Raw genomic sequence first — 20,934 nt, 5'->3', positions numbered from 1 at the left:
CCACGACGTTTGCACCGATCAAAAACTCTAGTGCTTAAAAGACAATTGTAGGACGGGCAAACTAGTCGTTTCCACTGCAGACTTCGCAGATCACCTCGAAGACACGCTCGCAGCTTATTGACCAATCGCTATGTCTATCTCTGATGTCGACTAACGCGTTATCGGCAATTGTGTCACGAAGCTCAACGTTGTCAACGAGCTGTGAAACAGTCTCAAAGATGTCGCTACGCGTCATCTCGCAGAGCAGGCTGTTTTCTCCGTCGCGAAATAGCCATTCAGTATACGAATTTCTATTTGTCACCACGGCGGCACCACAAGCCATCCACTCAAATGGCAGATATGACGGATGGCGGCTTGCCATCGCGACCAGACCAGCATCGACCGCACGGTAAAGTTGCCCGGTTTCTTCGTATGGCAGGAGGCCAAGATTGCGAACGACTCCGCCTAAGCCGAAATGCGTAGGATCCCAATTTGCGCCTGCGGTCACAATTTCGATGTTGTCACCATAGGAACGTTTCAAAAGACGCATACCTTCGGTCAACGCTTCAAAGCAATTCCGAGGCGTCCCCGGCCTAGTGTAGCTTGCGAGAACAAAAGGTTCGCCTTCTTTGCGTGCCGGTCGGCCGTTCGCATGAAAGATGGAAGTATCCACCGACGGCATGAAGAAATCGCCCCTTCCGCCGAGCTGAATATATGATTCCGCCAGCGATGGTGTGTTGGCGATCGCATGAAAACCAAATCGGTAAGTGGCTTCAACCACCTGGCTCAGGGTTCCACCAGGATAGAAAAGAGGTTCCCAGTCTTGAACGAAATAAAACTTCCGGCGCACGTTCTTCAAACGGAGAAGAGCATAAGCTGTCGTCCAGAGCGTGCATATGGCGGCATCGGCATGCCCCAAATCTACGCCCTCTGTGCTTTGTAAGTTAAAAATCTCGCTCGCTGCTGCCAAATTGGGGAAAGCTCGCGAAATTCGTGACCGCATCACGTCGGCAGATGGGCCGCCCAGCACGGCAAAGGCTACAGCTACACCGTGGTGCGTGCGCATATGTTCGGCACTTCTCAGTATGGTATTTATGCCGCCGTAGAACGGAACCTCGAATTCGGGGATAATCCATATCACTCGTTTCACGAGCCCAGCGGGCTCCTCATTACAGGCGGCAATGGAGTTTGCAATATCTTGTTTTGTTGCGTCAAACCAACCCGCTACACCCTGTGCCTCGGCCGTAAAGTCATGGGCAGGTTTCTTGATGTTCGCCTTTGGGAGCCTGAGCGTAGGCGCTCCAACTTCAGCTGCTTCAAGCTGTGGATTGAGATACTGGTCTCCATCAGGGAGCATGCTTCGGAGATAGTCCTTGTTTCCCGATGTTTGTGGATTTTTCTCGAATACTGACGCGCCAGACGCGGAACGAAAGAGGGCAAACGGATTGAGCAATATGCGCCCAAGCTTTTTACTAGATGCTGCCAATGTAAACGCCAGATCAGGACGATCGGAATCTGCGAATGCGGAGAACCCCCCCAGTTTAGACCAAGTAGTTTTTCTAAAAGCCAAGGCGCCACCAGGGGCTGCAGCCGCATTGCGATACCACCCAACCGCCCCCGCAGGTCCATAGTAGTTGCGGTTTTCACCTCTAAAGGCAGGAAAGGCCGTGCCGTTTTCAATAAAGCACCCGTAGTCGACTACACGATCTTCTGTGTCCAATACCCTGCCAGCAACAATGGCGATAGCATGGTTAGCTAGGGGAGCCGTCATTTCCTGCATAGAGGCAGAATCCTCTGGCCTGAAATTTGAATCCAGCAATAGAATGACTTCGCTCGTTGCGCTTGCGATCGCGTCATCTATTGCGTTTGCAAGGTTGGTATGAGTGCCATCAACATAGATCGACTGTACGCCCTTAAAGCGATAATCAGATCGCAAGTTGTCGTTGTTGACATATATTACAGTCACCGCGGGATTGTTGGCACTGTCCCACACGATTCGAATATACGCTCCCTCAAACTTCGCCTGAGCTCCAGGCCAGCCTGCGATCGGGAGGTATTTGTCTAAAGCTCGGAGCTGGCCGTTGGCTGCATAAGGCTTCGCGTCGAACCCACCTGCGGAGACTGAGGTCTCGAGCCATCGCCAATGATAAAGGATCCGCGGCACGTGAACAACTGTGCCACCATCAGATATCACCCGTAGAAAAATGTCCCAGTCCTGCGCCCCGTCTGTTGCTGTGTCCCATCCGCCAATTTTTCGGAGAACTGCGGTCCGCATCGCACATAGATGCGTCAGATAATTCGCATTCAGCATGGTCTCGGGGGACCATTTTGGTTTAAGCAGGGGGCCAAACCGCTTCTTTCCGTCGCTCGAGATGTTATCTTTGTCCGAGTAAATAAAGCCAGCATCCGGATTGGCATTGATGGCTTTGCCAAATTCAAAAAGAGCATCCGGAGTCAGAAGGTCGTCGTGATCGAGCAATACGGCCCATTCGCCATCAGCTATAGACAGGGCGGCGTTGGAATTACCTGAAATGCCCGCATTTTCTTTTGTGAGGTATAGCTTAATCCTTGTATCTTTGGTCGAGAAATCCCGAGCTTTCTGGATAAGCTCTTTCGTGACTACATCTTCATCAACTATCACAAGGCACAGCTCCCACTTTTCGTAGGTTTGCCTTTGTACAGACTCTACCATTGCAGAGAATACATCGACTGGCGTGCGATACACGGGAACAAGCACGCTAAACAGCGGCTGTACAGCGAAGCACCTAGCCGCCCGCGGTTGGCAAACGAGGGTGCTTCTATCTACGTCGTTGAACAAGCGCCATGTAGTGTACGTGTCCGGCAAATCGAACGCTGCACCGTCTGTTGAAAGGTGCGCCGTCGTAGTCGTATGATCCATTGCATTTTGCAGTCGTATGCGGCTTTCCCGCCACATTTTCATGCGGCGTATGATCTGCCCGGTAACAGTCCACCAAACGGCCTTCGCGAAAACGCGACCTACGGGCCTTACCCAGCGTGGTGTCGAATTGATAGCAGATCTTACAGGGTCGAGCATTTTCCAAAGTGTGCTGTCACGCAAGGTTACTAGTTGCTGTGCACTCGCCGCGTAGTCTCTCTCGATTTCAGCCATCTTATCGCGAATCTGTGCGTTGCTTTCCTCGAGCCGGTGTTTCTCGCGCAATACATCCTTCGTTTCACCTAAGCGTTTTTCCAGGTCAAACCTAACCGCGTCTAGTTCAACTTGTTTTTTGTTCAGCTCGGCTTCATATTTTTCGTTTTCGCTACGAAGAAGTTCCACCGCACTTTCGAGCTGCTGCAGATTACCTTCAAGCTGGCGATTATGTTCTTTACTCGAGCCCAATTCTTCTCGGGCAGATGAAATCACTTCAAGCATATTTAGCGACAAGCGCTGAAATGTTGAACCTGATAGAAGCATCGTCCGAAGTTGATTTAAGGGTAAAAGATGTAAATAATCTTTTATATTCGCCAAGGGCGACGTACTGCCTGTAAGGACGCGTGAATACGGGGCCTCACGATGGCTTTCAGCCTTTCTCACTACTATAATCGAATCGTAGAAGCTGATATTGGATATCGTATGGCCTAAAGCAATAGTCGCCGCGAGTTCAGCTTCCGATAAGGTGGATTCATCGCCGGGCTCGAAATGGTCGACATTCACCGCGTCCGCTAATTTCTTGAAATATTCCACGGCTGAGCCATCTGCTTCTAGGCCGCCGCCATGGCTTCGCAAGTAGCTGCAGTGGACATCTTCAATGATATAAACGCCACCTGCATTAACACGATCGAAGCAAAGTCGGAAGGTCGCTATCATGTGGCTCGAAAGATGCGATCCATCGTCGACGATTACGTCAAATCTCTGGTCTTTTAAAGCATTTTGGAGAGCGTCCTTGTCGGTCGCATCAGCGACATGTACAACGATGTGCTCGCCTAGCGACAATTCTGCCGCCCTGACGTCTATCTCGACACCAACGATTTCGGATCCTGCGGGAAGGAAATCTCTCCAGATTTGAAGTGACCCGCCATTTTGTACCCCAATTTCAAGAAGGCGGATCGGTCTGCCGGCGGTGACCAACGCTCCCAGTTCACGACCATACACGGCAGGATAATGCTCCCATTTATCCGAGACATTCTCAGAATGAGACACGAATACCTCTCCTAGAGTCCGGCCTTCTAAATCACTCATCGCTTGAACCCCTAGTTTAAGTCATACTCTAGTATTGCCGTCTGGATGGCTGAAAGGTTGTTTTAACGCAGTTTATGCGCATATCATTGATCGCGGGGCGACCGCCAGCGATTATGCATGAAATACGACCTAAAAACGTACGTCGGGCTGATGTTTAATCGAGGCATATGCGAATAACGACAGGACACGTTTTCAACATTGCCTGTTACATGGTTCCGCCCTTCGCCAAAATATGAGCTAGCTAGATTCGATGGTGCTTCTGATCAAATTGAATGCCTACGGCGAGTGGTAGCCTCATACCCTGTGTGACGGAAACCTAACGCTGTGGCTTAATGATCTCGATCAGACGATCTCTCAATTTTCTTTTCTGTGGAATGCAACTCTATTTTAAGACTGTGAACTAACCGTTCGATGCCGAAAATCTGCGGGATAGGCAAGCTCTTCTTGTAGTCTTTTATCTGGATCCGCCGTATAGGGGACCTTCGCAAGCTTAGAACGAACTGGGGCCGTTATGCTGACATCTGATTCATTGATCGTTGCAGGCGGAGCTCCGAAGTCAAAACTGCCCATCGTCGTTGACCTCGATGGGACGCTTGTGTTGTCTGATACGCTTCACGAAACTGCAGCAATGGCGTTATTTCGTAATCCTGTAGGGTTTGGTCGCTCTCTCCTTTCCCTGACCAAGGGACGACATGCGCTCAAGGCGGCGCTGGCAAGCGAGGTCAATGTCGTTGACGAGGTGTTCCCCTTGCGCGAAGACCTGGTGAAATGGCTACGTGAGAAGGCAGAGGAAGGACATAAGTTGCACCTGTGTTCTGCCGCCGACCAAACGATTGTCGAAAAAATCTCACAGCGGGTAGGTATTTTTGCATCTGCTACTGGTTCGGCGAGCACGAATCTGAAGGGCAAGGCGAAGGCGGCCTATCTTCAAAAGCAGTTTCCCGATGGCTTCATTTATGCAGGAGACCACGATGTCGATATTCCAGTATGGGAGGCATCAGATGGCATAGTGCTCGCCGGTACCAGCCAGGATGTCAGCCAACGTGCAAAAATGCTCGGTAAGCCCGTTCTTCAGGAGTTCCATAATACTCCCTTGAAGGTTAGGGAGTTCATGAGAGCAATTCGCGTCCACCACTGGACAAAGAATGTCCTGCTCTTTGTCCCGATTATCCTGGCTCACGAATGGACGGATCCTTCGTTGATTGCGCAGACAATTCTGGCATTTTTCTGCCTTTTGGCTGTTACCTCCGCCACTTATCTGCTCAATGATATCGCTGACCTTAACGCCGACCGTCAGCACTGGTCCAAGCGTAGCCGCGCCTTGGCAAGTGGTCGCCTCTCCATTAGGTCCGGGTTCCTTGTGGCGGGTTCCCTGTTATTTGGTGGATTTTTCGTCTCCATGATGTTGTCGCTTGAGTTCGCTGCCGCGCTACTGGCATACCTTCTCATAACAGGTTCCTATTCCCTCGGCCTCAAGAGGGTGCCTCTCCTAGATACGCTAATCATCGGCGTTCTGTTCACCACCCGCCTCATTATGGGCACCACCTTGCTGGAGAATCAGCGACCAGCCTGGTTATTGACATTTGCTGTTTTCTTTTTCTTTTCACTAGCAACAGCCAAACGCCATACGGAGATCGTACGTGCTGCCTCCAGCGGTGCCACGAGTCTGAAGAGCCGCGGTTACGAACTCGAGGATGCGGCTTTAACGTTGGCGCTGGGCGTCGGTGCGGCGATCGCTTCCCTCGTAGTTTTCATGATCTTCGTCCTGCAGGAGCTAACGCCCGGTTTTGCCTATACACGTCCCGAGTTACTCAGCGGTATTTCAATCATGTTGGCAATCTGGCTTGGCCGCATCTGGCTGCTGTCGCATCGTGGTCAAATGAATGACGATCCCGTTAGTTTTGCCATCCGCGACCGCGTGAGTATTGGTCTCGGCATTGTTGTAGCACTGCTTTTTTTGGTGGCGTTATGACGACATTTAGCCGCCAAAACGATTTCCACTCCTGGGGGAACGTGCTGAAAGAAGAGCACCAGGTCGCACGGCCTGTATGGCGTGACCAGTTGAAGGCGACCGCGCTTACCGGCCGCCAGCGGGGTCTGACATTGCTCGGAACAGGCTTACGGCGCTCTTATGGCGACAGTGGCCTTAATCCAGCAGGCGGCGTCATCGATATGGCCGGTGTTGATCGGATCATCTATTTCGACCCCACCCGGGGTATTCTGCGTGCGGAAGCCGGCCTGTCGTTCGACTCGCTTCTACGGTTAATCGTGCGACAGGGGTTTTTTCTTCCTGTAACGCCGGGTACGAGGTATGTGACCTTAGGCGGTGCGGTCGGAAACGACATCCATGGTAAGAACCACCACCGTAACGGACCGATAGGCCGGTGGGTTAGAAGGCTTGGCCTGTTGCGTTCCAACGGCGAAGAACTTGAACTTGCACCCACCGAAAATGCCGAATTGTTCGCCGCGACGATAGGTGGTCTTGGCTTAACGGGCCTGATTACCTGGGTAGAACTGCAACTCGTAGAGATCGAGAGCGCGATAATCGATGCCGAGAACATCCCGTTCGAAAACCTCGATTCTTTCTTCACGCTTGCAAGAGAGAGCGAAGATAAGTTTGAATACACAGTCTCTTGGATTGACTGCCTAGCCAAAGGAGCTTCGATTGGTCGCGGTATTTTCTCCCGAGGCAACCATGCTAATGTCGGTTCGCGGCTTTTGGATCAGGGTAACACGCGCTTCACCATGCCGCTCGACTTGCCAAGTGTGGCAATGAACCGATACTCGATTGGCGCTTTCAATACTCTTTATTATTGGAATGGAAAACGAAAGGCAGGGCCGGCCCGTGTCCCGCTTTATTCGTTCTTTTATCCGCTTGATTCAATAGGCTCTTGGAACCGTCTATACGGTCGCAAGGGGATGTTTCAGTACCAATCGGTAGTCCCCCCTTCTACGCAGCGGGATGCGACGACCGAGATGTTGAAAGCGATATCGGCAAAAGGCCAAGGCTCATTTCTTGCAGTTCTAAAGAAATTCAGTGCTGTTGAGTCTCCGGGTATGCTCTCCTTCCCAATGGAGGGTACGACCCTCGCGCTGGACTTTCCAAATCATGGAAGTGAAACGCTACGTTTGATGGCGAGGCTTGATGCGATCGTGCTCGAAGCCGGCGGCCGCCTCTACCCCGCCAAGGATGGCCGAATGACGGCTCAAATGTTCCAAAAGGGTTATCCCAGTTGGCAGGACTTCTCCAAGTATGTAGACAGCGGTTTCAGTTCCCATTTTTGGCGGCGTGTATCGCAAGCATGAAGGATTTAACACATTGCGCGTCATAATTTTGGGTGCGACGTCCTCAATCGCGGCCTGCACCGCCCGGCTCTATGCAAAAGAGGGGGCTTCCATCCTCCTCGTTGGTCGAAATGAAATTCGTCTGTCACAGATGGCCGTCGACCTGAAAGCGCGTGGTGCCGAGAATGCCATCGTGGCCATCAGTGATCTTGCCGCCGTGACAGACGTCGCACAGCAGTTTGCAGGTTTCGTCCAGCAGATCGGTGGTATTGATCACGTGCTGATTGCCTACGGAATTCTCGGAGATCAGGGCGCCGCAGAACGCGATCTGGTAGTCGCCGAGGAAATTCTGAGCGTCAACTTTAATTCCGTTGCGGCTTGGTGCCTGACTGCGGCCAATACACTCGAAATCCAGGGACGCGGTAGTCTCGTTGTCATCGGCTCAGTCGCCGGTGACCGCGGGCGGCGCGCCAATTTTATCTATGGTGCAGCCAAGGCTGGCTTGGAAACTCTTGTTCAGGGTATATCCCATCGCTTCGCCAACAAGGGGCCACGGGCCGTCTTGATTAAGCCGGGCCCGACGGTGACGCCAATGACCGAAGGAATGAAACGGGAGGGTGCTCTCTGGGCGAAGCCTGAGCAAATCGCCGCAATCACCTACGCCCGCGCCCACCGTGGCGGGCCGATCGCCTATGCGCCCGGGTTCTGGCGCTACGTTATGCTTATCATTCGCAACCTACCTGCGGCGATATTCAACCGGATGGAAATCTAGTGGAAAAAATCGTTGTAACCGGAGCCGCCGGACTGGTCGGGCAAAATGTCATCGCTCGCCTGAAGGGTACGCCTGGGCTGAAAATCGTCGGCATCGACAAGCATCCAAGCAACACTGCGCTGTTGCGCAGTCTGCATCCGGAAATCGAAGTGATTGAGGCCGACCTGGCGGTTGAGGGCCAGTGGATGGATGCCTTTGCCGGCGCCGACTCGGTGCTGTTGAACCAGGCCCAGATCGGTGGACTGATCGAGCAGGAGTTCACCGACAATAACGTGACTGCCACAGAGCAAATCGTCGAGGCGATGCGACGTCATGGCACGCCGTATTTCGTTCATATCTCCTCATCAGTAGTCAACTCCAAGGCAGACGATTTCTACACGCGCTCCAAGACCACCCAGGAGCGGTTCATAGACACCGTCGGCGACATCCCACATGTGGTATTGCGCCCAACGCTGATGTTCGGCTGGTTTGATCGTAAACATTTGGGCTGGTTGCGCCGCTTCATGGATCGCGTACCGGTTTTCCCAATTCCAGGCGATGGAAAATTCATCCGTCAGCCGCTTTACGTCGGGGATTTCGCGAGCATTATCATCTCGTCTCTCAAGAGCAAGCAGGTTGGCACCTACGACATATCCGGACTTCAGCAAACATATTACGGTGATGTCATTCAGATGATACACGACACCGTCAGACCCAAGGCGCGCATCGTGCATATTCCCTACCAGTTGTTCTGGTGGCTGCTTTTCGTCTATGGCAAGGTTTCAAAAAAGCCGCCGTTCACAACGAGCCAGCTGGAAGCTCTTGTGATCCCCGAGACGTTCCCTGTGATCGACTGGCCGACTATTTTCAACGTGCGGGCGACGCCGCTGAAGGATGCCATTAGTGAGAGTTATCTCGACCCGCGTTACAGCAAGATTATACTGGACTTTTAGGAGAAAAGGATGAGCCGAGTTGTGGTCATCGGCGCTGGCGCCATGGGGTTGGCGGCTGCACATCGTGCAGTGCAGCTAGGGCATGAGGTCGACCTGATTGAGATTGACAGCGTCCCAGGAGGCATGGCCGCGCATTTCGATTTCGGTCCGCTGTCGATCGAGCGTTTTTACCATTTCGTGTGCAAGTCGGATGAGCCGACCTTTGCCTTGATGCGCGAGCTCGGGATTGGCGACAAGATGCGTTGGCGCGCTACTTCGATGGGTTATTTCATCAAAGGGAAAATCTATCCCTGGGGGGATCCGATTTCGCTGCTACGGTTCCCGCACCTCAGTCTGATGGCCAAAATCCGCACCGGCCTGCAAATGTTCCTAACCACCAAATCCAAGAGCTTCAAATCGATCGAGGACAAGACTGCCCGCGAGTGGCTCGAAAGTGGATCGGGCAAGGAAGTCTACAACACGCTATGGAAGCGGTTGATGGACCTAAAATTCTACGAGCTTGCTGACGATATTTCCGCCTCGTGGATCGCCACCCGCGTACGCCGTATTGGAAGTTCACGACGTTCGCTGTTTCAGGAAGAACTTGGATACATCGAGGGCGGCAGCCAGACGCTGGTCAATGCGCTCGTGTCGGCGTACACCTCTAAGGGCGGCCGCTTACATCTGGCAACCTCGGTAGAGAAGGTCGAGACGGAGGCTGGCAAGGTGAAAGGCGTGCGGGCCGGCGATAAGTTCTATCCAGCCGATGCGGTCATTTCCACCGTCCCAACCCCGCTGATTTCGACTCTTGTGCCAGACCTGCCGGAGGCCGCGAAGGCGCAATATAACGCGATCCGCAATATCGGCGTGGTATGCCTTATTTTCCGGCTGAAGAAGTCGATTAGCAAGCATTTTTGGATCAATATCGTCGACGAAACGATCGAGATCCCGGGCGTGATCCAGTTCTCCAACCTTCGCCCGATCGACGACACGGTCGTTTATGTACCCTATTACATGCCGACGACCCAACCGAAATGGCAGTGGAGCGACGAGCAGTTCATTGACGAGGCGTTCGGCTATATTCGAAAAGTCAATCCTGCGATAACCAGGAACGACTTGATTGACGCAAAGGTCGGTCGCCTTAAGCACGCCCAGCCGGTCTGCGAGCCCAATTTCCTAGACAAGCTGCCCCCCATCCAAACTGTGATCGCCGGTCTACAGATCGCCGACACCTGCTACTACTACCCAGAGGACAGAGGGATTTCCGAGAGCGTGCGGTATGGGCGTGACATGGCGGAAGCTATCGGAAAATGAAGGCAACGCTTATCGGTCTATTGTCTAGGCCATTTATCAGATTTGCAATTTCGGGTGGCCTAGCTGCAGGCATCAATATCCTTTCGCGAATCGCACTGTCACAGATAACGCCGTATTCGATCGCGGTGACGATTGCGTATCTTTTCGGCATGACGACTGCCTACGTTTTAATGAAGCTGATGGTGTTTGAAGTGTCGGGGCAGCGCCTCCACAGTGAATTTTTCCGTTTTGTGCTCGTAAACGTTGTCGCTTTTGCCCAAGTTTGGCTAATCAGCATAGCTCTCGCCCGCTATGTGCTTCCAGCGATGGGTTACGAAACGCACGTGGAAACTATCGGCCATGTTGTCGGCGTGCTGAGCCCTATCGTCACAAGTTACTTCATGCATAAGTATTTTACGTTTTCGAAACAGAATGCTTGAAGCAGTCGCGCAGCCCTTTGATCGATCTTCTCGCAAACTTAACATACAAAATTGTCGACGACGTCGATGCTTCGGAGAATTGTTGCAAAACATGAAACGGCGAACTTATATCCGCCATTTGCTGGCCATTGAATCCGAGCGCCCACAATGATTTCCGAAAGAAGTTTTGTTCGCTTACTTGTAGCCGCTATAGTCGTCGCGTCTACGGGGCTTATTGTAAGGTCTGTCACCACCATTTTCTCGCTTTTTACGCCCATCCATTTTTGGGATCAATGGGAAATGGCAAAGTATGTATCGGAAGGTAAACCGATTTCTTTAGCCTATCTCTTGAGCCCCCATAATGAACACATTATTTCTACAAGTAAGCTGCTGTTTTATATAGATTTGTGGCTCTTTGACTATTCTAACAGGTTCCTCGTGGGAGCAATCGTCTTGCTCCTCCTTTCCGTTGCCTGCGCCCTTTCCCTCATACTGACCAGGACCGGTAGCACAAAGGAAAAATTCCTGTGGTTCTCCGTGTTCGGCGCTCTGATGCTGTCGTTGGCACAATGGGAAAATCTCACCATCGGTTTTCAAACTCAGTTTGGACTGACCAGTTTATTTGCTATTTTTGCATGCGTTTGTGCTACTCGCTTTGCATGTGCCTCCGAAGCGTCCGGTTTACCACTGGCGGGGTTGGCACTTTTTACACCTCTCACTGTTTTCTCGATGGGCAACGGGATCGCCTTAATCTGTTCCTTCGTGCTGATTGCTGTTTTTGGGCGCATGAGGCTTTCTCGTGCATTCCCCATGCTGCTGATCTATGTGGTCTGTATTGTGGTATTTGTCTCCCAGAGGCGCGGCACCGGCACATCGGCGCCTCTCGACATAACGTCGTTGACCGATTTCCTGCGTTTTTTCATGGCTGTTCTGGGTGGAACGTTTACCGCCAATTTCGGTCGGGCGGCCATTGTTGGAGCGGCCTTTGTCACGATTTTTGTATTCATCTTCGTATATGCAGCATGTATACCCTGGTTTCAGCGCCAGAAAATAGACGGCGCTACACTTATCTTCCTTGCGGTCGCCACATTTGCACTTGGAAGTGCTGCGGCTGTGACGATCGGTCGAATTTCACTCGGGCCGGGGGCCGCGCTAACGTCCAGATACTCTACACCCAACCTCCTACTTTATTGCTCTTTGCTCGCGGTTTATTGCCGTTTTTTTGCCACTCGACGGGAGGCGGGTGCTTGGCAGGGACTTTTTTCGTGTGTCTTTGCGCTGATTGGCCTCGGCCTAGCCGTGGTCCTCGCATTACGTCCCGACAATCTCGACCAGATGACAGCTCGAAGTGAGGCGCTGACTTCCGCTGGTTATTTCGTTTTGAACGACGTAATGTCTGACAATGTGCTCGCCAAACTCTACCCGGCCCCCGAAGCTATTCGTTTACCAATGGAATACCTGCGGGCGAATAGGCTAAATATATTTTCGCCCGAATTCGGTCTACCAATGCTTGGCCGCAGCAAAATCAGCAGCGCTCCTGATTTAACGTCCTGTCAGACATTAGTCGTGGAGCATGCCTCCCGGTTGGACGGAAGTTCGTGGCAGGTTTTGGGACGTATTCAAGGTAATCAGACAGGGCAGGCGCCTAAGTGGATGATTGCAACGAATATCTTCGGAAATATTATCGGTTATGCACCTCCCGCCAGAAGTGCAATTGGCGGCATGTTCGAGTTTGTGGTTCCCGTGCATAACGGCGATCTGGCATTTGACCGCAAAATATACTTGGTCGCTCAATGGAATGATATGGAATTGTGCCGATACGAGCGGGCCCTTCCGCTTCCAAATCGCTATTTTTCTCGCCAACAACCAGAGAAAGCCGTGGAAGCCGAATACGACTTAGGACTTTCACTCAACGAGCAGGCGGGCAAACTTCCAGCACCCGCCCAACCCAACGACGGCGTCTTCCCGATCGTCCGGTCAACTTGGCAGGGAGACGACACCGCCACCGGCAGCATTACCTATATGATCGACAATAGCATGGGCGAATGCATGGAAACGTATGTCGGAGTAATGAGAGGGCCAACTTCGGCGGGATTGGAGGTCCAGATCAGCGAAGAAGGCGGGGCTTTTGAGACACTCACACTCGATGCAATAAGCGAACATCAGTGGTGGTGGTTAAAGATCAGCGGAAGGGATAGCTGTGGCCGGGCTCGCCGAACGGTGGTTAGGCTTGTCGATGAGGGTCGCGAATGGGGCGCCTGGGCGGCAATAATGGCGCCGGTTTCGATCCACGTAACTGCCGGCAATTGAACGCGCGCGAAGCCTAAGCGCTGCCGTGACGAAGCTCGCTCTCCGGTTTCCGTCAGTGATTGTGCAGGTAAAAGACCATTGCATTGGGACAGCGAAACACCCGTTCAGTCACCTGGCCCAGCCTTGCCGTACTTGTGTTCGATGACGATTTTTGGTTGAAACCGGGCTATAACAGCCCAAGCTGATGCTAGTTGCTGATTGCTTGGGGTCTTAAGAGGTCGCCTGTTGAAATCGGCTTCAGAAAAGGCAATACGATTGCGTCCATAATGACTGTAAGGGCTAGTGGTGAATGAAGAGAGAAGCAGGGCGCGCGTATAATGGCGGCAATGGCGAACAAAAGAAGGCAATCTACTCTTCTCATACAGAGCCCGCGTCTGGCCCGCCCATTTTTTTCTCAAAGCTCGCAAAACGAATCTCCCTCGATATTCGGCCCAACACCGTACTTGTATTGGGTCCGCACAGCCTCCAACTCGCGACAGTTTTGCGTGATGCATCGATCAAAGCTTACGCTCGCGATCTCGCTGATCTTGATGCTACAACCGAGCATTTTGATTTGGTTGTTATCACGACTGTTGTCGGTAGGATCGCCTACGATGCGCTCCGTTGTTTGAGGCCTAAACCAGCTTTGGTTTTATTAAGTGTCGTGGACGGGGGCACAGATGACGGCGGCATTGTTCCAGAGACCCTGATGCACTGCTTGTCCGAACTTATTGGGTTCGCACCTAAAGATTGTTACGACCCCGGCTTGGATCTTGCCTCTGTGATTCTTCTGGAGCGCCGAGAGGAGCCTACGGATGAGAAAGAGTTGCTAGCTGCTGCCCGCCTTGTAGACCTCAGAATGCGGGTAGCCGCTCAAATTGAGGCTCTCAAGAATCTGTTCGATCACCGCATGAAGAGATTGACCGAAGATCACGATAGGCAAATCCGCCAAATGCAGGACGAACTCTCGCACGCGCTTGAAATGAAGACGCAGGTCAGCACGGCACTTGAAACCATGCAACTATCCACCAGTTGGCGCGTGACTGCTCCCTATCGCGCCTTTGGGTCTCAAATTGCAAATCTAATGCGCGCGTTTTACACGATTAACAACATTGCTGAGCATAGGGGCGGCTACCGCAGGCTGGCTGCAGCGGCTGTCGGTATCCTTTCACGCGACGGTCCTAACGGCGTCGTTAATGCGTGGCGCTCCGTCAGGACCTCGCTGGGACATCGAGGTGCTGCGAGCAGCGACTACTCAAAATGGCTCGAAACCTACGCGATACTAGACGACAAAGCGCGCCAGACGATCCGAAGTAAAATCGGACAATGGCAGAACCCGCCGCTCATATCGATCATAATGCCGGTCTATAACCCCAAAATTTCTTGGTTGGTGGAGGCGATTGAATCGGTTCGCAAACAACTCTACTTCAATTGGGAGTTGTGCATTGCTGAAGATGGATCAACGACTGACGGCGTCAAGGCATTGCTTGAGTCCTACTCGGTCCACGACGAACGCATCAAGGTTACATATCGACCGGTAAACGGTCATATTTCCGAAGCCTCCAATTCTGCACTGGCTCTTGCGACCGGCGAGTGGATGACGCTTCTGGACCAGGACGATCTCCTGACTGAGGATGCGCTCTATCATGTCTCGAGAACCCTAATTGCAAATCCGGATCTCGATCTTGTCTATTCCGACGAGGACAAGATTGAGGACGGGCGCCGGTTCGATCCCTACTTCAAGCCGGATTGGAATGTCGAGTTACTGCGTTCGCATAACATGGTCTGCCACTTAAGCACCTTCAGGATTGAGCGAGTGAGGGCAATTGGCGCATTTCGTAGGGGATTCGAGGGCTCTCAGGACTATGATCTTGTACTGCGTTTCTCCGAGGGGCTCAGCGCCGATCGGATCGGACATATACCACGTGTTCTCTATCACTGGCGGGTGCATTCAAACAGCACCGCGCAGGGGAGCGGTAACAAGAGTTACGCCGCTGTTGCCGGCAGGAAGGCGCTCGCGGAACATCTTGAACGTCTTGGCATCGATGCCACGGTGGAGACCCTGGAGACGGGGATGTATCGCACCCGTTACGGCCTTCCACAACAGTTGCCACTAGCGAGCCTCATCATCCCTACTCGCAATGGGCTCGATCTGGTCCGACAATGTGTCACGTCCATCCTGCAAGCGACCAGCTATGCAGCCTATGAAATCATCATCATCGACAATAATTCGGACGATCCAGCGACGCTCGCCTATTTCCGCGACATTGCAACTAATCCACGTGTCCGCGTTGAGCGAGACGAGCGGCCGTTCAATTATTCTGCGCTCAATAATCGGGCGGTCGAGATGTCCAATGGTGATTACATTGTGCTGATCAATAACGATATCGAGGTCATCAGCCCGGACTGGTTGAGCGAAATGATGAGCCTGGCAATGCAAGATGGTGTTGGGGCCGTCGGGGCACGTTTGTGGTATCCGGATGATACGCTGCAGCATGGCGGCGTGATCATAGGCCTTGGCGGTGTGGCTGGCCATTCGCATAAACAGCTGAAGCGGGGATTGCCCGGCTATTTCCGTCGCGCCGAATTGCCGCAGGATTTAAGTGCCGTCACTGCGGCCTGCCTTGTCATCAGGAAGTCAATATTCGAGGAGGTTGGTGGTCTCAACGAGGTCGATCTGAAGATCGCCTTCAACGATGTGGACTTCTGTCTAAAGGTAAAGGAGGCGGGTTACCGCAACGTCTGGACACCCTACGCTGACCTCTATCATCATGAATCGGCAACCCGCGGCCTTGATGACACTCCGGAGAAGGTCGAACGGTTCCGACAGGAGATCGCTTATATGCACGCGCGCTGGGAAACATATCGGCGGCCGGATCCGGCCTACAGTCCCAACCTTACGCTGAATTACGAGGATTTTTCGCTCGCCTGGCCGCCGCGCAACGACGAGGGACCTACGCTTGCTTCTTGAAACTTGTCGTGCCTTGTTTTTGAACCGCTTGTCGACTAATCCTCCCTCCCAGTATTGCCGGCGACGGCGCCAATAGCATTTGCACGAAAGACAATGATGCTCAGCCAAAGAAATTATTTGAGGGCCGCCCTGGCTGATCTCTGGCAGGGCGTAGAACGCCGAGAGCTCTGGCTGTACCTTGGATGGCGGGACGTCAAACGTCTTTATAACCGTTCGGTGCTTGGACCTTTCTGGCTGACGCTTTCCATGGGCGTCATGGTGATGGGCCTCGGCCTGCTCTATTCTCAGATCATGAAGGTCGATGTAGCGCATTATCTGCCGAATCTTGCGATCGGGCTGATCACCTGGGGACTGATCAGCGGCGTCATTATCGGTGCATGCAACATTTTCAGCGCGGCCGGTGGCTCATTGCGGCAAATTCGTATGCCACTCAGCATCCATATTTACCAGTTCGTTTGGAGCCAGTTGCTGACCTTTGCGCACAACTTCATCATCTATTTCATCATCATTGCCGTATTTAGAATTAATCCAGGCTGGTCGGCACTGCTGTTCATTCCGGCGATCTTTTTGATCTTCCTCAACGGCGTGTTCATTTCCCTGATCCTTGGCCCGCTGTGCGCTCGCTTCCGCGACATACCGATGATCATTGCAAGCATCATGCAACTCGCATTCTTCATGACACCGATCATTTGGAGCGCGCAAACGCTGGAGGGACGCGGGCTCGTACTGAACGCCAATCCATTCTACCATTTCATCGAAATTACCCGCGATCCTTTGCTCGGTGGCACCGGCACTCTGATGAACTGGGGGGCGTGCATTGGTATCACCATAGCGCTCGGCATCGCCGGAATCGCATTCTTCTCGCGCTACCGCGCGCGCGTCGTGTACTGGAGCTAAGCATCATGGCCAGTCTTTCCCTTCACAACGTTGTCGTCGACATTCCGATCTATCAGCCGGCAAACCGCTCCCTCAAGAACAACCTGCTCGCTTCCGTCACCGGTGGGCAGATCAGGCCGAAACAGGGCACCAACAGTATTGTCATCCGGGCGATTGACGACATGACGCTCGATCTCGATCATGGCGCTCGTGTCGGGCTGATCGGTCATAACGGTGCAGGTAAGTCGACCATCCTTCGTGTCATGGCCGGCATCTATGAGCCGACCTCAGGCAGTGTCCGGGTGGAAGGTGACGTGGCGTCGATGTTCGATATCGGCTTTGGCATGGACCCTGAGGCGTCCGGCTGGGAGAACATCATCCTGCGCGGCATGTATCTCGGTTATTCCAAGCAGGACATTATTGCCGCCTCGCCCGAAATCGGCGCGATGACGGGCTTGGGCGAGTTCCTGGACATGCCTCTGCGGACTTACAGCGCCGGGATGTCTACTCGCCTGGCCTTTGCCGTTTCCACGTCTATCGAGCCGGATATTCTTCTGATCGATGAGGGTATCGGGGCAGGTGACGCGGCCTTCCTGGCGCAGGCCAAGGAACGCATGCGCACGTTCATCGGATCAGCTGGCATCCTCGTCCTCGCCTCCCATTCGAACGAACTCATCCGGGAATGGTGTTCGGAGGGTCTGTGGCTAGAGCACGGACGCGTGCGGATGCGCGGGCCCGTCGAGGAGGTGCTAGAGGCTTACAAAGAATCCGTCGGGCACTGATCACGCTCTTCTCCTGGTAAGCCTGCGCGATTGAATTTGGATCAATTAAATGCGGTCGTTGATGGATGGCAATCATGAGCCGGAGGACAGGCAATTGTTCGAAGGCGAATCAACGGGCAGTGGTCGGCAGCGAATAGGCTGTGTCATCGTGACCTATCGGGCGCAGCATGAGCCGTTGTTGAGGCAGCTCGCCGCCATTCACATGCAAGTCGGTACCATCGTTGTGGTCGACAACGGCGATGGTTTGTCGCTACCGACGTTTCCGGAAGAGTACGGTCTTGAAGTCATTTGCCTTGGCGCGAACGATGGCATCGCTCGGGCTCAAAATGTCGGAATGCAAAGGCTATGCGAACGGGGTGCAACCCACATACTGCTACTTGATCAGGACAGCCTGCCGGCAGCCGATATGGTGGCCTGTCTTCTGGAAGGCCTGACCCAATTGCAGCAGGCGGGGATCGCGGTTGCGGCGGTCGGGCCGCAGTACAGCGATCCTCGTCAAGGCGCCTATTCGCCCTTTGTCTACCGGGAGGGGTGGGCGCTCAAAGAGCGCTCGCCTCACGAACCCCATTCTTCGGCCGTGTCGGCTGACTTCCTGATTGCTTCGGGTTGCCTTATCCCCGTAGCCGTTCTGGGCGCTGTCGGCGCCATGGACGAGAGTTTGTTCATAGACTACGTCGATATCGAATGGGGCCTTCGCGCGCAGCAGCTAGGGTATTCCAGCTACGGGATACCGGCAGCGCAGATGGAGCATAGTCTCGGTGACGACTGGATCGTCCACAGAGGGCGGCGGTTCCCGGTTCATAGCCCGCTGCGGCACTATTACTATACACGCAACTCAATTCTGCTGGCCCGCCGTCCCTGGATCGGCTGGTCCTGGCGGTTTATCCTCCTTCGGCGCGTGGCAAAGCAACTCGTCTTCTTCAGTGTCTTCGTCCCCGGCAAACGGTTGGAAAACGCTTGGATGATGACACGTGGTGTCTTACACGGCGTCCTAGGACGCAGCGGAAAATTATGAGTAACATACCTTTTACGGGCGATCGCCATTGACCCAGCAGACTGACAAACCAGCCGAATTCACGATTTTCGTGCATGTCTTCTATCCCGAGGTCTGGGAGGACATGCGCCTGGAAATCGCCAATGCCGTCCGGCAGCCTTTTGGTCTCGTCGTCACGCGGCCGCCCGGCATAGGCGCGGTGACCATTCCGGATACACCATTTCTGATCTTCTCCCGCCAGATCGAACTCGAAAACCGCGGGCGCGACATCCTGCCTTTCCTGCGCGCGCTCCGTCATCCGGACCTGCCGCAGACGGATATCGGCTTGAAATTGCATACGAAGCGCTCACCGCATCGCTCCGACGGGGCCGACTGGCGGCGCTTCATGTGCGGCTCGCTCTTGGAAACGGACGGGCAGGGTGCATCTCTTGGGCATACATTGCTGGCGCAAGAGAAACGGATCGCTCTTGTTGCTCCACAGGCGCATCTCATGGCGCTCAATGGCCGCACGTCGATCAACGACGGCATTATGTCGGGTATGCTCGCCAGCCTTTTCGGCTCGGATATGGCGGTTGATGTCACAACGACCCGTTTCGCTGCCGGATCAATGTTTTGGTTCCGGCGCTCGCCGCTGACGCCGCTACTAACGGACGATATTGAAGCTCAGTTCGCCGCTGAACACGGGCAGTTGGACGGAACAGCGGCACATGCGCTCGAACGGCTGTTTTCCGCCATCGTCGTGCGTCAGGGTTTCCTGTCCTGCGCCATGGAAAACGCCGTGCCTGTCCTCGAGGCGCCGTCATCGACGCTCTCGACCGCGCAGTTGGCTGACCTCATTGAGCGGACCTTGATCCGCGAAAACCCGTTCTCGCTCCCTCTCCGGGATTTCTGGCGCAAAAATCCGCGTCTCCTGAGAGTGGCGCATGCTGTGTACGCTCGCCTGCCCAAGGGTATCATACGCGTCCTTCGCACAGCAATTCAGCGCTAACGGCATCCCGCTACCAGAAGGGCTAGGCTCACCGGCATGGTTACGAATAGAACGCGCATCGCCTTCGTCATTTCCGAAGACTGGTTTTTCGTGTCGCATTTTCTGCCCATGCTGCGTGCCGCGCAGGATGCCGGGCTTGATCCGCTCATCATTACCCGCGTTGACCGCTGTCAGTCGACCCTGGAAAGACTGGGCGCTCGCGTGATTCCGCTGAATGTCGAACGGCGTCGTATCGGACCGCTGACCGTTGCCTCTTCGGTTCGGCGCATGGCAAAGATCTTGAGGGCAGAAAGGGTCGACATCGTTCACTGCATCGCGTTGCGTTCGATTATTCTCGGCGGTCTCGCGGCCAATTTGGCAGGGGTTGGAAACCGCGTCATGGCCGTTACCGGTGGCGGCTTGCTGACTGCCAAGAGGGGCTTGGGCGCTGGAATTTTGCGTCGTCTTATCAAGAGTTCCATCACGCTGATTGCGTTGCGCGGTCAAAACCAGTTTCTTTTCGAGAATGTCACAGATCCCTTAAGTTTCGGGCTTGCGCCAACTGCCTCCAATGTCACCATCGTGCCAGGCGCCGGGGTCGATCCGCAGTTCTACACGGCTGCCGCGCCGGCTAAGGCCGGCGGACTAAAAATCGCCATGGTCAGCCGCATGGTCTGGTCCAAGGGAGCCGATCTCGCCGTCGAAGCGGTGTCTATCGCCCGCGAGCGCGGATATGATGTCTCCCTTTCCTTGTATGGCACGCCGGACCCATCCAACCCCAGATCGCTTTCCGAAGAAACGCTGAACAGCTGGTCGATGCGGCCGGGGATAAAATGGCAGGGCGCAACACAGGATGTGCGGTCGGTTTGGGCTGCCCATGATTTGGCGTGCCTGCCAACCAGAGGCGGAGAAGGGCTGCCGCGCTCAATCCTGGAAGCAGGCGCCTGCGGCCGGGCCATCCTGACCACCAATGTTCCGGGCACCCGGGACTTCGTGCGGGAAGGGCTGGAGGGCTGGCTCGTTCCACCCGACGACGTCCTGGCACTGGCGGATCGAATTTGTGCCCTGGCATCGTCTCCCGCACTGGTGGCGAAGGCCGGTGTAAATGCTCGCGCGCGGATTGTGGCCGGGTTCACGGAAGCGCATGTAGAGGGGCAGGTGTCAGCGCTCTACCGACGCTTTCTGGCGCCCTGAA

At 54.0% G+C, this 20,934-nt stretch carries 14 protein-coding genes; 13 read left to right on the top strand and 1 reads right to left on the bottom strand.

What is annotated here, in order from left to right:
• Positions 1-61: 61 nt before the first annotated feature.
• A complete protein-coding gene (locus PR018_RS22965; RefSeq protein WP_142831014.1) occupies positions 62-4,180 on the bottom strand; it encodes a rhamnosyltransferase WsaF family glycosyltransferase in 4,119 nt (1,372 codons plus the stop codon).
• 511 nt (positions 4,181-4,691) lie between these two features.
• Here PR018_RS22965 and PR018_RS22960 point away from each other — a divergent pair.
• The 13 genes from PR018_RS22960 to PR018_RS22900 all read left to right on the top strand — a co-directional run bounded on the left by PR018_RS22960 (position 4,692) and on the right by PR018_RS22900 (position 20,933).
• Positions 4,692-6,152, top strand: coding sequence for a UbiA family prenyltransferase (locus PR018_RS22960; RefSeq protein ID WP_142831015.1), 1,461 nt, complete (start codon positions 4,692-4,694; stop codon positions 6,150-6,152).
• Entirely contained in the window at positions 6,149-7,486 is a 1,338-nt protein-coding gene (locus tag PR018_RS22955) for an FAD-binding oxidoreductase (protein ID WP_142831016.1), read from the top strand. Before PR018_RS22960 ends, PR018_RS22955 begins: the two co-directional genes overlap by 4 nt.
• The gene (locus tag PR018_RS22950; protein ID WP_244615397.1) at positions 7,470-8,237 is read left to right on the top strand and encodes an SDR family NAD(P)-dependent oxidoreductase; all 768 of its coding nucleotides are present in this window, start codon (positions 7,470-7,472) and stop codon (positions 8,235-8,237) included. Before PR018_RS22955 ends, PR018_RS22950 begins: the two co-directional genes overlap by 17 nt.
• Positions 8,237-9,169 carry an NAD-dependent epimerase/dehydratase family protein gene (locus PR018_RS22945; protein WP_142831017.1) on the top strand — a complete coding sequence of 311 codons (933 nt, stop codon included), beginning with the start codon at positions 8,237-8,239 and terminating at the stop codon, positions 9,167-9,169. The genes PR018_RS22950 and PR018_RS22945 overlap by 1 nt, the downstream gene beginning before the upstream one ends.
• Before the next feature lie 9 nt (positions 9,170-9,178).
• On the top strand, positions 9,179-10,462 hold the full coding sequence (locus tag PR018_RS22940; protein WP_142831018.1) for an NAD(P)/FAD-dependent oxidoreductase: 1,284 nt from the start codon (positions 9,179-9,181) through the stop codon (positions 10,460-10,462).
• The gene (locus PR018_RS22935; protein WP_142831019.1) at positions 10,459-10,881 is read left to right on the top strand and encodes a GtrA family protein; all 423 of its coding nucleotides are present in this window, start codon (positions 10,459-10,461) and stop codon (positions 10,879-10,881) included. The genes PR018_RS22940 and PR018_RS22935 overlap by 4 nt, the downstream gene beginning before the upstream one ends.
• Before the next feature lie 147 nt (positions 10,882-11,028).
• The gene (locus PR018_RS22930; RefSeq protein ID WP_279621432.1) at positions 11,029-13,170 is read left to right on the top strand and encodes a hypothetical protein; all 2,142 of its coding nucleotides are present in this window, start codon (positions 11,029-11,031) and stop codon (positions 13,168-13,170) included.
• Positions 13,171-13,459: 289 nt separating this feature from the next.
• Positions 13,460-16,120 (top strand): glycosyltransferase family 2 protein, encoded by a 2,661-nt coding sequence (locus tag PR018_RS22925; protein ID WP_142831021.1) that lies wholly within the window; start codon positions 13,460-13,462, stop codon positions 16,118-16,120.
• A gap of 93 nt (positions 16,121-16,213) precedes the next feature.
• The gene (locus PR018_RS22920; protein WP_142831022.1) at positions 16,214-17,017 is read left to right on the top strand and encodes an ABC transporter permease; all 804 of its coding nucleotides are present in this window, start codon (positions 16,214-16,216) and stop codon (positions 17,015-17,017) included.
• A 5-nt stretch (positions 17,018-17,022) separates the two neighbouring features.
• Positions 17,023-17,778, top strand: coding sequence for an ABC transporter ATP-binding protein (locus tag PR018_RS22915; RefSeq protein WP_142831023.1), 756 nt, complete (start codon positions 17,023-17,025; stop codon positions 17,776-17,778).
• A 49-nt stretch (positions 17,779-17,827) separates the two neighbouring features.
• Entirely contained in the window at positions 17,828-18,793 is a 966-nt protein-coding gene (locus PR018_RS22910; RefSeq protein ID WP_244615399.1) for a glycosyltransferase family 2 protein, read from the top strand.
• 28 nt (positions 18,794-18,821) lie between these two features.
• The gene (locus tag PR018_RS22905; protein WP_142831024.1) at positions 18,822-19,760 is read left to right on the top strand and encodes a rhamnan synthesis F family protein; all 939 of its coding nucleotides are present in this window, start codon (positions 18,822-18,824) and stop codon (positions 19,758-19,760) included.
• A gap of 36 nt (positions 19,761-19,796) precedes the next feature.
• Positions 19,797-20,933 (top strand): glycosyltransferase family 4 protein, encoded by a 1,137-nt coding sequence (locus PR018_RS22900; protein ID WP_142831025.1) that lies wholly within the window; start codon positions 19,797-19,799, stop codon positions 20,931-20,933.
• Position 20,934: the final 1 nt, after the last annotated feature.

Source organism: Rhizobium rhododendri, assembly GCF_007000325.2.
GTDB lineage: Bacteria > Pseudomonadota > Alphaproteobacteria > Rhizobiales > Rhizobiaceae > Rhizobium > Rhizobium rhododendri.
This window is presented reverse-complemented; position numbering and strand designations above follow the sequence as displayed.

Bases quoted from the DNA above. Each gene is read 5' to 3' on its own strand.
- PR018_RS22920 (WP_142831022.1), top strand. From the start codon at position 16,214: ATGATGCTCAGCCAAAGAAATTATTTGAGGGCCGCCCTGGCTGATCTC.
- PR018_RS22960 (WP_142831015.1), top strand. From the start codon at position 4,692: ATGCTGACATCTGATTCATTGATCGTTGCAGGCGGAGCTCCGAAGTCA.
- PR018_RS22965 (WP_142831014.1), bottom strand. From the start codon at position 4,180: ATGAGTGATTTAGAAGGCCGGACTCTAGGAGAGGTATTCGTGTCTCAT.
- PR018_RS22935 (WP_142831019.1), top strand. From the start codon at position 10,459: ATGAAGGCAACGCTTATCGGTCTATTGTCTAGGCCATTTATCAGATTT.
- PR018_RS22930 (WP_279621432.1), top strand. From the start codon at position 11,029: ATGATTTCCGAAAGAAGTTTTGTTCGCTTACTTGTAGCCGCTATAGTC.
- PR018_RS22955 (WP_142831016.1), top strand. From the start codon at position 6,149: ATGACGACATTTAGCCGCCAAAACGATTTCCACTCCTGGGGGAACGTG.
- PR018_RS22915 (WP_142831023.1), top strand. From the start codon at position 17,023: ATGGCCAGTCTTTCCCTTCACAACGTTGTCGTCGACATTCCGATCTAT.
- PR018_RS22925 (WP_142831021.1), top strand. From the start codon at position 13,460: ATGAAGAGAGAAGCAGGGCGCGCGTATAATGGCGGCAATGGCGAACAA.
- PR018_RS22940 (WP_142831018.1), top strand. From the start codon at position 9,179: ATGAGCCGAGTTGTGGTCATCGGCGCTGGCGCCATGGGGTTGGCGGCT.
- PR018_RS22910 (WP_244615399.1), top strand. From the start codon at position 17,828: ATGCGGTCGTTGATGGATGGCAATCATGAGCCGGAGGACAGGCAATTG.
- PR018_RS22900 (WP_142831025.1), top strand. From the start codon at position 19,797: ATGGTTACGAATAGAACGCGCATCGCCTTCGTCATTTCCGAAGACTGG.